Source organism: Phenylobacterium sp. T106, assembly GCF_057219735.1.
This window is the reverse complement of record NZ_JBXVWA010000007.1, coordinates 57392-73117: the sequence shown is the minus strand read 5'-3', so window position 1 is coordinate 73117 and position 15726 is coordinate 57392. Positions and strand designations below refer to the sequence as shown.

Annotated in this window: 14 protein-coding genes; 9 read left to right on the top strand and 5 right to left on the bottom strand. The window is 70.6% G+C overall.

What is annotated here, in order from left to right; translation table 11 throughout:
• The first annotated feature begins 29 nt into the window (after positions 1–29).
• The 6 genes from AC2D8W_RS16095 to AC2D8W_RS16070 all read left to right on the top strand — a co-directional run bounded on the left by AC2D8W_RS16095 (position 30) and on the right by AC2D8W_RS16070 (position 6955).
• Complete coding sequence (locus tag AC2D8W_RS16095) at positions 30–818, top strand: SDR family NAD(P)-dependent oxidoreductase (RefSeq protein WP_484672521.1); 789 nt, start codon at positions 30–32, stop codon at positions 816–818.
• A 79-nt stretch (positions 819–897) separates the two neighbouring features.
• Positions 898–1530: a TetR/AcrR family transcriptional regulator gene (locus AC2D8W_RS16090; RefSeq protein ID WP_484672380.1), complete on the top strand. Its 633-nt coding sequence runs from the start codon at positions 898–900 to the stop codon at positions 1528–1530.
• 178 nt (positions 1531–1708) lie between these two features.
• On the top strand, positions 1709–2230 hold the full coding sequence (locus AC2D8W_RS16085; protein WP_293484809.1) for a VOC family protein: 522 nt from the start codon (positions 1709–1711) through the stop codon (positions 2228–2230).
• A 57-nt stretch (positions 2231–2287) separates the two neighbouring features.
• Entirely contained in the window at positions 2288–4579 is a 2292-nt protein-coding gene (locus tag AC2D8W_RS16080; protein WP_484672379.1) for a TonB-dependent receptor, read from the top strand.
• A 47-nt stretch (positions 4580–4626) separates the two neighbouring features.
• Positions 4627–5664, top strand: a complete 1038-nt coding sequence (locus AC2D8W_RS16075) for an amidohydrolase family protein (RefSeq protein WP_484672378.1) — start codon at positions 4627–4629, stop codon at positions 5662–5664.
• Positions 5665–5764: 100 nt separating this feature from the next.
• Positions 5765–6955, top strand: coding sequence for an LLM class flavin-dependent oxidoreductase (locus AC2D8W_RS16070; protein ID WP_484672377.1), 1191 nt, complete (start codon positions 5765–5767; stop codon positions 6953–6955).
• 15 nt (positions 6956–6970) lie between these two features.
• Here AC2D8W_RS16070 and AC2D8W_RS16065 read toward each other — a convergent pair whose 3' ends face one another.
• Positions 6971–8611, bottom strand: coding sequence for an acyl-CoA dehydrogenase family protein (locus tag AC2D8W_RS16065; RefSeq protein WP_484672376.1), 1641 nt, complete (start codon positions 8609–8611; stop codon positions 6971–6973).
• 85 nt (positions 8612–8696) lie between these two features.
• Between AC2D8W_RS16065 and AC2D8W_RS16060 the strand changes: the two genes are divergently transcribed.
• Positions 8697–9323 carry a glutathione S-transferase family protein gene (locus AC2D8W_RS16060; protein WP_484672375.1) on the top strand — a complete coding sequence of 209 codons (627 nt, stop codon included), beginning with the start codon at positions 8697–8699 and terminating at the stop codon, positions 9321–9323.
• Here AC2D8W_RS16060 and AC2D8W_RS16055 read toward each other — a convergent pair whose 3' ends face one another.
• Both AC2D8W_RS16055 and AC2D8W_RS16050 read right to left on the bottom strand, forming a co-directional pair.
• A complete protein-coding gene (locus AC2D8W_RS16055; protein ID WP_484672374.1) occupies positions 9324–10121 on the bottom strand; it encodes an alpha/beta fold hydrolase in 798 nt (265 codons plus the stop codon).
• A 16-nt stretch (positions 10122–10137) separates the two neighbouring features.
• Positions 10138–11052: a D-alanyl-D-alanine carboxypeptidase family protein gene (locus AC2D8W_RS16050; RefSeq protein WP_484672373.1), complete on the bottom strand. Its 915-nt coding sequence runs from the start codon at positions 11050–11052 to the stop codon at positions 10138–10140.
• A 46-nt stretch (positions 11053–11098) separates the two neighbouring features.
• Here AC2D8W_RS16050 and AC2D8W_RS16045 point away from each other — a divergent pair, with 46 nt between their 5' ends.
• On the top strand, positions 11099–12199 hold the full coding sequence (locus AC2D8W_RS16045; protein WP_484672372.1) for a L,D-transpeptidase family protein: 1101 nt from the start codon (positions 11099–11101) through the stop codon (positions 12197–12199).
• Positions 12200–12351: 152 nt separating this feature from the next.
• Here AC2D8W_RS16045 and AC2D8W_RS16040 read toward each other — a convergent pair whose 3' ends face one another.
• Complete coding sequence (locus tag AC2D8W_RS16040) at positions 12352–13443, bottom strand: Rieske 2Fe-2S domain-containing protein (protein ID WP_484672371.1); 1092 nt, start codon at positions 13441–13443, stop codon at positions 12352–12354.
• 138 nt (positions 13444–13581) lie between these two features.
• Between AC2D8W_RS16040 and AC2D8W_RS16035 the strand changes: the two genes are divergently transcribed.
• Positions 13582–14070, top strand: coding sequence for a nuclear transport factor 2 family protein (locus tag AC2D8W_RS16035; protein ID WP_293484823.1), 489 nt, complete (start codon positions 13582–13584; stop codon positions 14068–14070).
• On the opposite strand, the gene AC2D8W_RS16030 is transcribed toward AC2D8W_RS16035, so the two are convergent.
• Positions 14048–15685: an alpha-glucosidase gene (locus tag AC2D8W_RS16030; protein WP_484672370.1), complete on the bottom strand. Its 1638-nt coding sequence runs from the start codon at positions 15683–15685 to the stop codon at positions 14048–14050. The genes AC2D8W_RS16035 and AC2D8W_RS16030 overlap by 23 nt on opposite strands.
• Positions 15686–15726 lie beyond the last annotated feature (41 nt).

The window sequence follows — 15726 nt, the reverse complement described above, 5'->3', positions numbered from 1 at the left end:
GTCGGAGCGGGAGGATGTCCGTGGGGCGGATGGCAGGCAAGGTGGCGCTGGTGACCGGCGCGGCGGGCGGCATCGGCCGGGCCTGCGCGCTGCTCCTGGCCCGCGAGGGCGCGCGGGTCTTCGCCGGGGATGTGGACATGGAGGGGCTCGCGGGCACCGCCGCGATGACCCGGGACGGCGACGCCGTCGAGACCGTGCGCCTGGACGTCACCTCCGAGGGAGACTGGGCCGAGGTCGTGGGCCGGGTCAGCGCCGCCGCGGGGGCGCTGCACGTCCTGGTCAACAACGCGGGCCTCTGCATCAGCGCCCCGCTGCTCGAGACGACCAACGATGTCTGGCGCCGGCAGATGTCGGTGAACCTGGACGGGGTGTTCTTGGGCACGCGGGCGGCCATGCCGCTCCTGGCGCGGGCCGGCGGCGCGGCGGTCGTCAACGTCTCGTCCGTGGCCGGCCTGGACGGCCTGCCGGGGCTCTCGGCCTACTGCGCCACCAAGGGGGGCGTGCGGCTGTTCACCAAGGCGGTGGCGCTCGAGTGCGCGCAGGCGCGCAACGGCGTGCGGGTGAACTCGGTCCACCCCGGGGCCATCGAGACGCCGATCTGGGTGAAGATGCAGAACGACGGCCGGCTGGACCCCGGCTCGAATTCGGCCGAGGCGCTGATGGACGCCACGCGCCACGCGGCCGCGGAGGCCACGCCGCTCGGCTTCGCCGGTCTGCCCGAGGACATCGCCGAGGGCGTGCTCTACCTGTGCTCGGACGCCGCCCGTTTCGTCACGGGCGCCGAACTGGTGATCGACGGCGGCGTGCACGCGGGCTGACGGTGCGGCGACCGTATTCGGCGCGGCGGCGCTGTGCTAACGCGCCAGTCGCGCAAGTCGCGCGAAGCGTGAGGACGTCATGGCCCGGCAGGCTGACCACGAGCAGAGGAGGCGCCAGTTCGCCGCGGCGGCCCTGGCGGTGATCTCGCGCGACGGCCTGGAAGGCCTGACCATGCGCAACGTGGCCAAGGAGGCCGGCTTCACGACCGGCGCGCTGACCCACTACTTCCAGTCCAAGGACGAGGTGCTGATCGCGGTGTCCGAACACGGCGCCGAGATCGTGCGGCCGATGATGGACGAGGCGGCCACCGGCGTGTCCGCGCGCGAAGCGCTTCGCGACCTGCTGCACACCATCCTGCCGGCCTCGGCCGCCATGAAGGCCCAGTGGCGGTTCTGGGTCGCGTTCTGGGAGCGCGGCGCGCATAGCCCCCAGGTGCAGCGCGTGATGCGCGAGCGGTACTTCGAGTACATGAACCGTGTGGCCAGCGTGATCCGCCGGGCCCAGGAGCAGGGCGAGGCGCCCCGCGACCTGGACGTCGACCAGGTGGCGCGGGAGATCGTGGCGACGATCGACGGGCTCGCGGTCCAGGTGCTGCTCGGCGCGGCGAAGTTCACCGGCGCGGCCCAGCGCCAGTTCGTGGACACGATGCTCGACGCGCGGCTCGGCGCGGTCGCGGCCTCGTCGCCGAAGGCGTCCCGCGCCGCCGGCTGAGCGACGCCTGACGACCGGTCGGTCGGACGCGCCTCCGGCTTCATGCCATTGCAGAACAAGCGTTATACGATCGCTTGCCCATTTTGCAGAACGAGCGTTATGCTCGCCTGCAGAAGACGAGCGCCGGGGCGATCGCGCAGAGCGTGAGGCCGCCGCGCCACATGGGGAGTGTGCGGTCATGTCCGACGCGGAATGGGCGCTGTCGCGCCTCTATCACACCGTCATCAATTGCCGCGATCTGGACGAGTCCGTCGCGTTCTACCGCAAGCTCGGCTTCGAGGTCCTCAACGACCGCCGCAACGTCGACTGGCCCGACTTCGTGGCCGGGATCTTCGGCCTGTCGAAGGCCAAGGGGCGGGGCGTCCTGATGGTGCTCCCCTCGGACCCGGACGGTCCGATGATGGACCTCATCGAATGGATGGAGCCCAAGGCCGCCTTTCCGGATCCTGCGGCGCGCAAGACCCAGGTGCCGCGGATCATCGCCTTCAGGACCCAGAACGTGCATGCCGCCTACGAGGCGCTCAGCAAGTCGGGCGTGGTGTTCACCCAGGCGCCGCACGTGCCCGACGCGGCGCTCGGGATCGTGGGCACGGCCTGCTGCTACGATCCGAACGGCAACATCATCGAGATGATCGAACTCCAGCCGGGCGTCCGGCACTCACGAGCCAACGAGGCGCTGGGCAACAAGGCGTCGAACTGAACTTCGGCCCGCGCGGGGCCGCAGATGACCAACGATAAATCGGGGAGGGATCGGCAGATGGCCAGGATGTTCGGGCGCCAGGCGCGCCTTCTGGGCAGCGTGGCGGCGCTTGCGCTCGCAGGTGGAGCGGCGCAGGCCGCGGACCAGGCGGAAACCGCGATCAGCGAAGTGGTGGTCACGGCGCAGTTCCGCGAGGAGAACGTCCAGAAGGTCCCGATCCCGATCACCGCCGTCGGCGGCGAGGACCTCGAGAAGCAGGGGGTCGTCGGCTTCAAGGAACTGGGCATGAGGGTGCCGTCGCTGCGCTTCGGCGCGGGCGTCACGGGCGGTGAGAACGTGATCACCATGCGGGGTCTGGGCAGCCAGAACACCACCCCCGGCGGCGACTCGCCCGTCGCGTACAACATCGACGGCGTCTACGTGCAGCGCACCACCTCCATCGATCCCGAGTTCTACGACATCGCCCGGGTCGAGGTGCTGCGGGGACCCCAGGGCACCCTCTACGGCCGCAACTCGGTGGGCGGCTCGATCAATGTGATCACCAACAAGCCCACCGGTCAGTTCGGCGCCGGTCTCGACGCCATGGTCGGGAACTACGACGCACGCACCTTCCGGGGCTTCGTGAACGTGCCGCTGGTGACCGAGGGCGACATGCAGATCGCCGCGCGCCTGACGGCGGTGTCGGCCGAGCACGATCCCTACACCAAGAACCTCTCGGCCAAGCCGACCGCCACCAACGAGCTGGACCGGCTCGACTACCAGATGATCCGGGCCCAGATCGCCATCGACTTCACCCCGCAGGCGCGCCTCCTTCTCGCGGCGCACCGCACGTGGGGCGAAGGCGTGGCCGCCACCGCGACCGCCTGGTGGCAGACGCCGGCGCGCTACACGCGGCCGCCGCTCGGCATTCCCGCCGGATCGGCGTGCGACTTCAGCACCGCGGCCAGGTTCGATCCCCGCCGCGTCTGCCACGACTATCCCGACGTCGGCAGCAACGACACCGAGCTCTATTCGGGTACGTTCGACGTCGAGCTTCCATTCGCGAACCTGACGACCGTGACGGCCTATGGGACCAGCCACGTCGACCAGATCAGCGACGGCGACGGCTCGGACCTCCCCATCTCGGTCGGCGAAGCGTGGCGCCTGGATGCGAAGCAGTTCTCCCAGGAGGTCCGCTTCGCGTCCAACCAGGAGAGCGCCCTGACCTGGGTGGTCGGCGGCATCTACTTCTACGGCAAGAACTTCCAGGACTTCGTCTACCGGGACCTGGGCTTCAACGATTTCGGCCCGACAGCGCCCTTCAACCGCTTCAACTTCCTGAGCGAGGGCACGAGCAAGACGCGCTCCTGGGCCGCGTTCGGGCAGTTCGACTACGACTTCGGCAAGAACGGCGGGCCGCCGGTGATCCTGACCGCGGGCCTGCGGTACACCCACGACAAGAAGTCCGGCTTCAACCAGCTCGACTACCAGCTGCCGCTCGCCTGCGGCGGCAGCTGCGGGGTCATCTCGGGGCCCTTCAGCAAGACCTGGAACCGCATCACCGGCAAGGTCGGCCTGAGCTACCAGGCCAGCGAGGACACCATGTTCTTCGTCTCGGTGGCGCGCGGCTATCTGGCCGGCGGCAACATCACCGGCCTGGGCAACATCTACGATCCGGAGACGCTGACGTCGTTCGACGCGGGCGTGAAGTCGCGCTTCCTGGACGACCGGGTCCAGCTGAACATCGCCGCCTATCACCAGCGCATCAAGAACCTGCAGGTGTTCATCCAGAGCGCGACGCAGTCCGGCATCAACAACGTCGACGGCGCCACCAATGTGAACGGGGTGGAGGCCGAGGTCACGGCCGTTCCCGTGGACAACCTGCGGCTCAACGCGACCGTCACGCTCACCGACGCCGAATACGGCCGCTACATCACCCGGGCCGCGCGCTTCGGCGGACCGGGCCCGGGCTGCGATGCGGTGACGCTGCTCTGCAACTTCAAGGGCAACAACCTGAACCAGACGCCGGACTACACGGTGAACCTGGGCGCGGAGTATCGGTTCGAAACCTCCTTCGGGACCATCACGCCGCGCGTGGACATGTACCTGTCGGGGCGGGTCGACTTCCTCGCCGACAACTTCATCACCTCGCGTCAGAGCGCCTACACCACCACCAATGCGCGGGTGACCTGGGAGAGTCCCGACAACCGCTACCGGGTCGAGGCGTTCGTCGCCAACATCGAGGACGACGACGTCATCTCGAACGACGGCCTGCAGTCGATCTCGCTGGGCCAGCAGGTCCTGCAGCCCGACAACTTCGTCTACTATCCGCCCCGGACCTACGGGATCCGGATCGGCGCGAGCTTCTAGGAGAGGGGGCCGGGCCCCCAGGGTCCGGCCCCGCGACGCCCATGTCGATGGAGTGGCCCGTACGCGCCGACTGGTTGGCCCAGGTGCGAGAAGCGCCCCTGGAGCCCGGGCTTCCGATCATCGACGCGCATCATCATCTCTGGAAGCTGCCGCACGACACCTATCTGCTGGACGATTTCCTGGACGACGCCGACCCGCAGCGCGGGGGTCACAACGTGGTCGCCAGCGTCTTCGCCGAGTGCGCGGCCATGTACCGGCCGGACGGCCCTGCGCATCTGCGGTCGATCGGAGAGGTGGAGTTCGCCAATGGGGTGGGCGCGCAGGCCGCCAGCGGCGCCTTCGGCCCGGTCCTGGCCTGCGCCGCGATGTTCGGCTCGGCCGACCTCATGCTGGGCGAGCGCGTGGGCGAGCTGCTGGACATCCATCTGGCGCGCGCGCCCGAGCGCTACCGCGGGATCCGGCCGATCGTGTGCGCCGATCCCCATGGCGTGCTGGATCCCTGGCCCAGTTCGCCCTCGGACATGATGGAGAGCGCCGCGTTCCGGGCGGGCGCGCGGGAGCTGCAGCGGCGCAACCTCTCGCTCGACATCTGGGTGTTTCACCACCAGCTGGACCAGGTGGCCGGCCTCGCGGCCGCCCTGCCGGGGCTGACCGTGATCCTCGATCACATCGGCACCCCGCTCGGGATGGGCTGGTACGCCGGGCGCCGCGAGGAGGTGTGGGCGCGATGGCGCGCGGGGATGGCCGCCGTGGCCGCCTGTCCGAACGTCTTGCTGAAGCTGGGCGGCCTGAACATGCACTTCAACGGCTTCGACTGGCACACGCGGCCGAAGCCGCCGTCCTCCGACGAGCTCGCCGCCGCCAACGGGCCCTACTATGCGGCCGCCATCGAGCTGTTCGGGCCGGGCCGCTGCATGTTCGAGAGCAACTTCCCGATGGACAAACGGGCGTGCAGCTACGGAGTCCTGTGGAACGCCCACAAGAAGATGGCCGCCGGCTTCAGCGCCGACGAGAAGCGCCTGATGTTCCACGATGTCGCGGCGCGCGCCTACCGGATCGAGGGTCTGCCGGAGCCGGCGACATGACCTGACCCCGCGGCCTCGCCCGACCGCGGCGGCGCGATTGACTCGGCTCGGAATGCCCGATTACGTAACGGTCGTTATATAATGAACGGAAGGACGCCCAGTGAAGTTCGACATCTTCTGTGAGATCCAGCGGGCCTTCCCCTGGGAGGGCGGGCAGGACGAGTCCAGCCTGTTCCAGGAGATCCTGGAGCAGGCGCGCGCGGCGGACGCGGCGGGCTTCACCACCTGGTGGCAGGTCGAGCACCACGGCGCCCCCGAGTTCAGCTACTCGGCCGCTCCCGAGGTCGTCCTGACGGCGATCGCCATGTCGACGCGGCGGCTGCGGGTCGGGCACGCGGGGGTCCTCGCGCCCTTCGCCATCAACTCGCCGCTGCGGGTCGCCGAGCGCGGCGCCACGCTGGACGTGCTGTCGGGCGGTCGCTTCGACATGGGCCTCGCCAAGTCGGGCGGGAAGGAGTGGGAGACGTTCGGCGTCGATCCGGACAAGGCGCGCGACCAGACGCGCGACGCCATGCACATCCTGCCCCGCATCTGGACCGAGCCCGAGTTCTCGTGGGACGGGCCGGACTACAAGGTTCCGCCGCGGGAGATCGTGCCGAAGCCGGTGCAGTCGCCGCACCCGCCGCTGTGGCAGACCTGCGGGTCGCCGGAAAGCTTCTACATGGCCGGCGAAATGGGCGTCGGCGCGTTGGGCACCACGCTGCTGAGCCCCGTGAAGTTCCTGGGCGAGATGCTGCGCGAGCACGACCGCGGGCTGGCGGCGTGCAAGACCCCGGCCGGGAAGTTCGTCAACGGCGAGAAGGGCTGCTTCACCTTCGTCCACATCGCCGAGACGCGGGCGCAGGCCATCGCCAACGGCGCCGCCTGGTCGGCCCTCTGGTACGTCAACGCCGCGCCGCGGGTGTTCAAGGTGCCGCGACGCGTCTGGTACGACGTGATCAAGGCGGGTCTCCACCCGAACTCTGCGCGCGACACCGCCGCCCTCGCCAAGCTCGATCCGAACGAGACGGTGATCCACGACGACGATCCGCCGGTGGTGGTGCTGCTGAAGCGGATGGCCCAGGGCGAGGATATCAGCCACGAGGAGGCGCACGAGGTGCTGGAGCCCCTCGACTGCGTGGTCATCGGCGATCCCGACCACTGCGCCGAGAAGCTGAAGGGCTACGAGGCCATCGGGGCGGACCGGATGATGTGCATGATGCAGTACGGCTCGATCCCGCACGCGGCGGTGCTGAAGAGCATCGAGCTGGCCGGCCGCCTGCTGTTGCCCGCCTTCGCCCGCGCAGCCTGAGGCGCGGGCCCGCCGTCAGTTGGCGCCTTCGAGCAGGCGGCGGGCGATGACCTGCGCCTGGATCTCGCCGGCGCCCTCGAAGATGTTCAGGATCCGGGCGTCGGCCAGCACGCGGCTCACCTGGCTCTCGAGCGCGAAGCCGTTGCCGCCGTGGATCTGCACGGCGTTGTCGGCCGCCGCCCAGGCGACCCGCGCGGCGACCAGCTTGGCCATCCCGGCCTCGAGGTCGCAGCGCCGGCCGGCGTCCTTCGACCGCGCCGCGAACCACGTCAGCTGCCGCGCGCCCAGAAGCTCGGCGGCCATCATCGCCAGCTTGTTGGCCACGCGGGGGAATTCGGCGATCGGCTGGCCGAACTGTTTGCGCGTCAGGGCGTAGTCGAGGGCCAGGTCGAGGGCGTTCTGGCCGACTCCGATGGCGCGCGCCGCGGTCTGGATCCGGGCGCTCTCGAAGGTCGCCATGAGCTGGGCGAAGCCCTGGCCCTCCTGGCCGCCCAGGAGGTTCTCGTGCGGCACCTCGAAGCCGTCGAAGCCGATCTCGTACTCCTTCATCCCGCGGTAGCCGATGACCCCGATCTCGCCGCCGCTCATCCCGGGGGCCGGGAACGGGTTGCCGGGTTCGCCCCGCGGCTTCTCGGCGAGCAGCATCGACAGGCCGCGGTGGTCCTTCTTGCTCGCGTCGGTGCGCACGAGCAGCGTCATCAGGTCGGCGCGCGCGGCGTGGGTGATCCAGGTCTTCGCGCCGTAGATCCGCCAGCCCTTGTCCCACCGCAGGCCGCGGGTCTTGAGGCTGCCCAGGTCGGACCCCGTGTCCGGCTCGGTGAAGACCGCCGTGGGGATGATGGCGCCCGAGACGACCCCCGGCAGGAAGCGCGCCTTCTGCTCCTCGGTCCCGTGCGCCAGGAGCAGTTCGGTGGCGATCTCCGACCGGGTCGCCAGCGAGCCGGCGCCGATCCAGCCCCGGGAGAGGGATTCGGTGACCACGCACATGGCCACCTTGCCGAGCCCGGAGCCGCCCCAGGCCTCGGGCGCGGTCAGGCCGAACACCCCGAGGTCGCCCAGTTCCTGCAGCAGCTCCAGCGGGATCAGCTCGTCCTTCAGGTGCCACTGGTGGGCGAAGGGCGCGATCTTCTCCTGGGCGAAGGCGTGGAACTGGTCGCGCACCATGAGCAGCGTCTCGTCCAGGCCGCCGTCCTCGAGGGCGGGAGCCCCTCGCGCCTCGGCCAGAAGCTGCACGATGCGGCTCTTGGCGGCCTGCGAAACGCCCGGCCGAAGCCGCCCCAGGATGTGTGTCAGGCGCTCGGCGGGGGCGAACACGTCCGCAGGGCGAAAGGTCTCGCCCTGGCTCATCGGGATGCCGCCCACGAGCTGGCTCAGATACTCGTGCGCGAGAAGCTGCGCGGGCAGCGCCTCGGCCTCGGTCATCCGTGGGCCCAGGTCGCGCACCCAGGCCGCCACCTGCCGCAGGGTCTCGGCGTAGGACGCCGCCCACGCCAGCCCGTGCGCCACGTGCTGTTCGGCGTCCAGCAGCTGCCGGTCCAGGCGGTCGTCCCTGCGGACGCGGCTCGAGACGGCGGCGCCCACGGCGGACACCAGCGCGGCCGCCTCGTCGGAAGCCTGTTCCAGGAGTTCGGGAAGATTCGGCAGCGCTGGGCTCATGAGTCCAATATGACAGGCTTGCGGTGCATCGGGCGAGGCGGCCCTGCTGTACCCGGTTCGTCAAGCTCTACAAGGGAGACGCCGCATGCTGATGGTCCATCACCTCAACGACAGCCGCTCGCAACGCATCCTCTGGCTCCTGGAGGAGTTGGGCGTTCCGTACGAGATCAAGCGCTACGAGCGAGACGCCACGACCCGGCTGGCTCCGGCGGCGCTGACGGCGGTCCACCCGCTGGGCAAGAGTCCCGTGATCAGCGACGGCGACAGGGTCGTCCACGAGTCCGGCGCCATCATCGACTACATCATCCGCCGCCACGGCGGGGGCCGCCTGGCGCCGCCCGCCGGCAGCGACGCCTACGAGACCTACAACCAGTGGCTCCATTACGCCGAAGGGTCGGCGATGCTGCCGCTGATGCTCAGCATGTACGTGGCTCGTCTCGGCGAGGCCGGCGCGCCCTTGCATCCACGCATCGAGAGCGAGCTGGACAACCACCTGGGCTATGTCGAACAGAGCCTCGCCGGGCGCGAGTGGCTGCTGGACCAGGGGCTGACCGGCGCCGACATCAACATGTCGTTCGTGGGAGAAGTGGCCGGCGTGTTCGGCCGCTTCCCCAAGTACCCCGCCATCCAGGCCTGGGTGGAGCGCTTCCAGGCGCGCCCGGCCTACAAGGCGGCGCTCGAGAAGGGCGGGGCCTACAGCTTCGCGCGGTGACTACTCGAACGGCGGGAACTCGTCCTCGAGCAGCCCGTCCAGGAAGTCCAGCACCGTCGCCTTGAAGGCGGCGTGCGGGATCGCCGAGAAATGGTCGCAGCCCGGCAGGGTGACGGCCTTGCCATAGGGGAACACCCGCGCCAGCGCGTCCGGGTCGCCGGCCAGGTCGTCGCCGACGCCGGCGACGACCAGCACCGGCATGTCCAGGCGGCCCAGGGTCTCGCGCGTCAGGGGCGGGCTCTGGGCCTGGGAGAAGGCGGCCAGCGCCTGGCGGTCCTCGCCCTGCTCGTCGGCGAACTGACGGAAGCTGCGCAGGAACTCGGTCTTGATCGTGGACGGGTCCTCGGCGGTCATGGCGGAGACGATCGTCTCGCCGTTCTCGGGCGCTCGTGGCGGGTCGAACAGCTTGCCGCCCACGCCGCCCAGCATCAGGTTGTTCACGCGGTCGGGATGGTCCAGGGCCATCTGCATCGCCGTGCGCGTCCCCATCGAGTAGCCCAGCACCTCGGGCTGGCGGACGCCCAGGTGATCCAAAAGGGCGATGGCGTCGCGGGCCAGCGTCTCGCGGCCGTAGGCGGCCGGATCGTGGCTCTTCTCGCTTTCGCCGTGGCCGCGCTGGTCCATCGCGATCACGCGGAATCCGCGCCGGCCCAGCGCCGCGTACCAGCCGGTCCGCTTCCAGCCCTCGTTCCGGTTCGAGGCGAAGCCGTGCAGCAGCAGGATCGTGCGCTCGGCCGGGCCGGGCGGGGCGATGTCGTCGTAGGCGATCTGGACGCCGTTCAGGGTCGCGGTAGGCATGGCGCGAACCGTACGGTCAGGGCGGCTCCCCCGTCCACTCCCAGTGCCACGGTTCGAAGGGGTAGTTCACGAAGCCGAAGCGCCGCGCATTGGCCACCAGCCAGCGGTAGGTGGGCGTGCGGCTCATGTGCAGCCGGTTCGCGTCGGCGCTTGAGTCGGGGCCGAAGCCGGGCGCCTGGCCCACGTACATGTCCGCGGCCAGGCCGGTGCGGTGGGCCGAGCAGCGGGCGCGCACGATGCCGTCGCAGTTGCCCTCGGCCTGGCAGCGGGCGGCGTCGGCCGCCGGGCTCCGGTAGCCGGAGAAGATCTTCAGGCTGTTCGGATCCTCGGCGATCGCGGGAACCTCGGCTTTGGCCGCCGCCACCATCTCGCGATAGGCCGCCAGCGCGCCGGGGCGCAGCCAGACCTGCTTGCCGCCGTAGCCTTCCTCGGGCCGTGCGGCGGTGATCCGGTCGGGCGTGTCCGGGCAGCCGCCGAACGAGGTGAAGCGCACGAACTCGCGCCGGGTCTGGACCGTCCCCTTCATGGCCACGAAGGTCGTCTCGCTCAGGACCCCGTCCGCGGCGGCCTGGGCGTTGTCCTCCTGCCAGGCCGCGAGCGCCGCGGCGAAGCCCTCGGAGTTCGCCGGGCAGGCCGTACGGATCTCCTGCTGGATCAGCGGGACGTAGATCTCCCAACCCGTCTCCGCGCGGCCGAACGGCGCCCAGGCCAGCGTCGTGAGCGAGTTCGCGTTCGCCTGTGCGGCGTTGCGCCAGCCCGGGTGGCGGCAGTCGGCGCTGACCGGCCCGGCGACGTCCGCGGCGCCGAGCGGCGCGTCCCGTCCGGGGGGATGCGCGGGCGCGCACGAGGTGACGCGCAGGACGAGCAGCCCCAGCAGCAGCAGGGCCGCCGCCGAGGCGCCCAGGAACCGCATGACGTCTCGAACCTTCATCCACATCTCGCCGCCAGGAAGTCGCGGCGTAACGCAGAGGTCCAGCATGAAGTTCGCCGCTGTCCTGCTCGCCGGCCTGTCAACGACCGCCCTCGGCGCGTGCGACCTGCGCATCACGCCGAAGCCCGAGACCGAGACGGCGGCCGCGGCCGCCCCGGCCGCCCCCGCGCCGGCCCCCGCCACCGAGGCGCCGCACCCGCCGGCGCAGAGGTCGGCCTCCCCGCTGGCGACGGCCATCGACGAGGCGGTGTTCAGCGCCCAGCTTTCGGATCCGAAGGGCAAGCGCGACCTGCTGGTCCGGGCCCAGGTGCTGCTCGACCGGGCGCATTTCTCGCCCGGCGTCATCGACGGGCGCGACGGCGAGAACATGCGCAATGCGATCGCCGCCTACGAGCGGGCGAACAACCTGCCCGAGGACGGCGTGCTCGACGTCGAGGTCTGGGATCGGCTGACCGCCGATGCGGGCCCCGTGCTTACCGACTATGTGATCACGGACGCCGACGTGAAGGGGCCCTTCACCCCGCGCATCCCCGAGGACTACGCCGAGATGGCGAAGCTCGAGCGCCTGGCCTACTCGGGGCCGCTGGAGGCGCTGGCCGAGCGGTTCCACATGGACGCGGCGCTGCTCCAGGCTCTGAACCCCGACGTCGACTTCCGGCGGGCGCGTTCGACGATCGTGGTGGCCTACCCGGCGCGCGAGGCGCTGCCGGGTCGGGTGGCGACGATCGAGGTGGACAAGGCGCGCAAGCAGCTTCGCGCCTTCGACCCGGCCGGCAAGCTGCTCGCCGCCTACCCGGCGACGGTCGGCTCGAGCGAGCTCCCGACCCCGTCCGGCGAGCTGGTGGTCACCACCGTCGCGCCGGCGCCCACCTGGACCTACGACCCGTCGAAGCTGAGCTTCGGGGACCGCAAGGCCGGGAAGCAGACCATCGCGGCCGGCCCCAACAACCCGGTCGGCGCGGTCTGGATCGACCTGTCGAAGGACACCTACGGGATCCACGGAGCGCCCGATCCGCGCCTGGTGGGCAAGGTGGCGAGCCACGGCTGCGTGCGCCTGACCAACTGGGATGCGGTGCAGCTCTCCAAGGCGGTGACGCGGGGCACGCGCGTGGTCTTCACCGGGGAGGCGGCGCCGGCGAGCGCCTAGGTTCCGACCCAAGACCCGGTCATCCCGGCGAAGGCCGGGATCCAGATGGAATGGCTCAGATGCGGGTCTGTGGCTTCGGAGCCCTTCCCATCACGATCTCCCACGTGCATCTGGGTCCCGGCATTCGCCGGGACGGTCGGAAGTTGTTTGCCCTAGCTGCGCCAGCGCAGGAGGGCGGGCTCCACCGGGTTGACGAAGGGCCGGCCCTCGCGCCGGCTGGCGGACCATTCGCGCTTCAGGGCCTGGTACCACTTGGCCTGCCGGTCGGCGTCGTCCACCCAGAGCAGGCTGGGGTCCTGGCGCAGGCCGCGGTTCTGCAGGCGCACCATGTCGGCGTCCTGTCGCAGGAAGGTGCGCGCCATCGCGCCGATGACCGGCTTCAGGAGCGTGAAGGCCGGGTGATCCGACCAGACGATCTGCGTCACCTCGGTGCGCGTTTCGTCCAGTGGCGTGAGGCAGGTGAGCGACAGCACCTGGCGGCGGCCCACGACCACATGCTCCCAGCGCAGGCCCGGGAGCCGGAACGTGATCTCCGTCAGCGGCTGGCCGCCCAGGATGGCGTAGGCCCGGCTGTTGCGGCTGGGCTCATGGCGGACCATGGCGAACCCCTGCTCGCGCGGCTCGAAGCGCTTCTGCTTGTCGTGCTCGCTGCCGGCCGTGCGCCACCACCACTGGCGGTGCACATAGGGACCGTGCGCCGGGTCCATCAGCCCCACCACCGCCTGGTCGATGTGGGCCTCGAAGACCATGCGGTCCACCAGCTTCGGCTGACCTCCGACGACGCCGGGGAACGTCGGCGGCGGCCCGTCGGGCTCGGAGCCGGGCGTGGCGCACACCCAGAGGAAGACCAGCCCCTGACTCTCCGCGACGGGGTAGCGACGCACGCGGATTCGGCCCACGTCCATCGCCTGGTCGGCGGTGAGGGACGGGATCGCGGTGCAGGCGCCGTCCGCTCCGAAGCGCCAGCCGTGGTAGGGGCAGGCCACCGTCTCCGCGCCGGAAGCGTCGCGGTGAAAACGGCCGGCCGACAGCGGGGCGGCGCGATGCGGGCACACGTCGTGCAGCGCGAACAGGCGGCCGCCGGGGCTGCGGCCCAGGACCACCGGCTCGCCGAGCAGCTCCCGGTGGACCAGCCTGCCGGGCCGCAGCTCGCTCGAAACGGCGGCCAGGTACCAGACGTCCGTCAGGTATCCCCGCCCGAATCGGCCGTCCGCTCGGGCCGCGCGGGTCTCGCCGTCAGCCATGGTCGGGTGCGCTCATGCTGAGTCTCAAGTACCCGCCGCGCGCGGGCTGCGTCCACCGTAACACCTGCGGACGAGCTTTCTTTCCGCCGGGGAGGGCGCCTCAGACTGCCGGCGTTGCGGCGGAAAGGGAGAAGACCGATGGCGCGCAAGACGATCGGCGACGCGTTCGGCGGCAAGGTCACGACCCTCGAGGAACAGCGCGCCATCTGGGCCGAGGCGCTGCACGAGGACGCCATCTGGGAGAGCCCGGTCTTCGAGCGCCCGATCCAGGTGATCGGCCGCCAGGCGACCGGCCGCTTCTTCGAGCTCCTGCTCAGCGTGGTTCCGCAGTTCTCGACCACCCTGGTCGCGGCCTACCCGACCCGCGATCCCGACACGACGATCATCGAGAGCCACGGCGGCGGGCCCACCGTCGATGGCGGGCGCTACACCCAGCGCTACTTCTCGCTGATCACCCAGAAGGACGGCCTGGCCTTCCGGATGCGCGAGTACTGCAACCCGTTCCAGACCTACAAGGCCTACGGCAAGGCCCGGTGGGAGGCCGCGGTCGACGAGATCATGCGCGGCAATGCGCCGTGGCCGGCCTCGCAGGCGCCCGATCCGATCAGCCTGCCGCCGACCGTCTGAGGAAGCACGCGGCGTAGGGAGACAGGCCCACGGACTCGCCGCGCAGGTCGGCCTCGCCCGCGCGAAGGGGCAGCAGGTCGACCTCGCTCAGCGTCGGATGGGCAAACACCTGCGGCGCGCCCGAGAAGTTGAAGACGCAGAGCACGTCGCCGCTCTCATGGCGCCTGACGAAGGCCACGAGCGGCTCCGCGACGCCCAGGAACTCGATGTCGCCGACGCCGAGGGCCGGCGTGGCCTTCCGGAGCGCGATCATCTCCCGGGCGAAGCTGAGGACCGAATCGGGGTCGGCGGCCTGCGCCTCGACCGAGAGCTCCCGGTGCTCGGCGGCGAGCGGCAGCCACGGCTCGCCGGTGGTGAACCCCATCTGTTCGCCGGTGGTCCACGGCATGGGCGTGCGGCACCCATCACGGCCGCCGTCGTACGGCCAGTAGAGGTCGCCCACCGGATCGCGCAGCTGGTCGCGGGTCAGCGACGCCTGCGGCAGGCCCAGCTCCTCGCCCTGGTAGATCAGGGTCGTGCCCTTGAGCGCCACGAGCAGGGCGAACAGCATCTTCGCCAGCTCGGGCGAGGCGTCGCGGCCGCCGAAGCGGCTGACCGTGCGCGGCACGTCGTGGTTCGAGAAGCTGATGGTGGGCCAGTGGTCCGGGAACCGCGACAGCGTCTCGTAGTGGCGCGTGACGAAGCCCGACTCCAGCTTGCGCGCCAGCAGCATCACGAAGGTGTAGCCCGAGTGCAGCCCATCGGTCGGGGTGCAGTACGCGCCGCAGCGCTCCTCCTCCTCGGAGAACTCGCCGAAGACGAAGCGGTCGCCGCCGTTGCGCCCGTCGTGCGCCTCCACCCGCCGGCGGATGACGTCGAGCATCGCCACGTTCTCCTCGAGGTTGGAGTCGTAGAGATGCCGCTGCAGGTTGCCCGCGTGGCTCCAGTGCAGGCCGCGCCGCTCGTCCATCGGCACGGGCGGGTTGGGCGTGAGGTCCGCGTCGTGCAGGTAGGTGCCGGCGACGTCGAGCCGGAAGCCGTCGACGCCCTTCGAGAGCCAGAAGTCCAGCACCGAGAGCGCAGCCTCCCGGGCGGCGTCGTCCCGCCAGTTCAGCTTGGGCTGCTGGCGCAGGAACTTGTGGTGGTAGTGCTGCCGCCGCGCCGGCTGGTAGGCCCAGGCCGGACCGCCGAACACGCTGAGCCAGTTGTTGGGCGCGGTCCCGTCCGGCTGGGGGTCGGCCCAGACGTACCAGTTCGCCTTCGGGCCCTCGCGGCCCCCGGTGAGGCTTTCCACGAACCAGGGATGGACGTCGGAAGTGTGGGAGAGGACCTCGTCCAGCACCACCTTCAGCCCGCGCGCATGGGCCTCGTCCAGCAGCGCCTGGAAATCCTCGTGCGTGCCGTAGTCGGCCTGGATCCCCTCGAAGTCGGCAATGTCGTAGCCCCAGTCGCGGTTGGGCGACGGGTGGATGGGCGAGAGCCAGACGCCGTCCACGCCCAGGCCCTGGATGTAGTCCAGCTTCGACATCAGCCCCGGCAGGTCGCCGTGCCCGTCCCCATCGGAGTCGCAGAAGCTGCGGACGTAGACGTGATAGAGGATCGCGCCCTTCCACCACGGATCGGTTGCGGCGCTCATGGGTGCTTCCCCTCTGGGGCGCTCCTTGCGAAGCGGGAGAA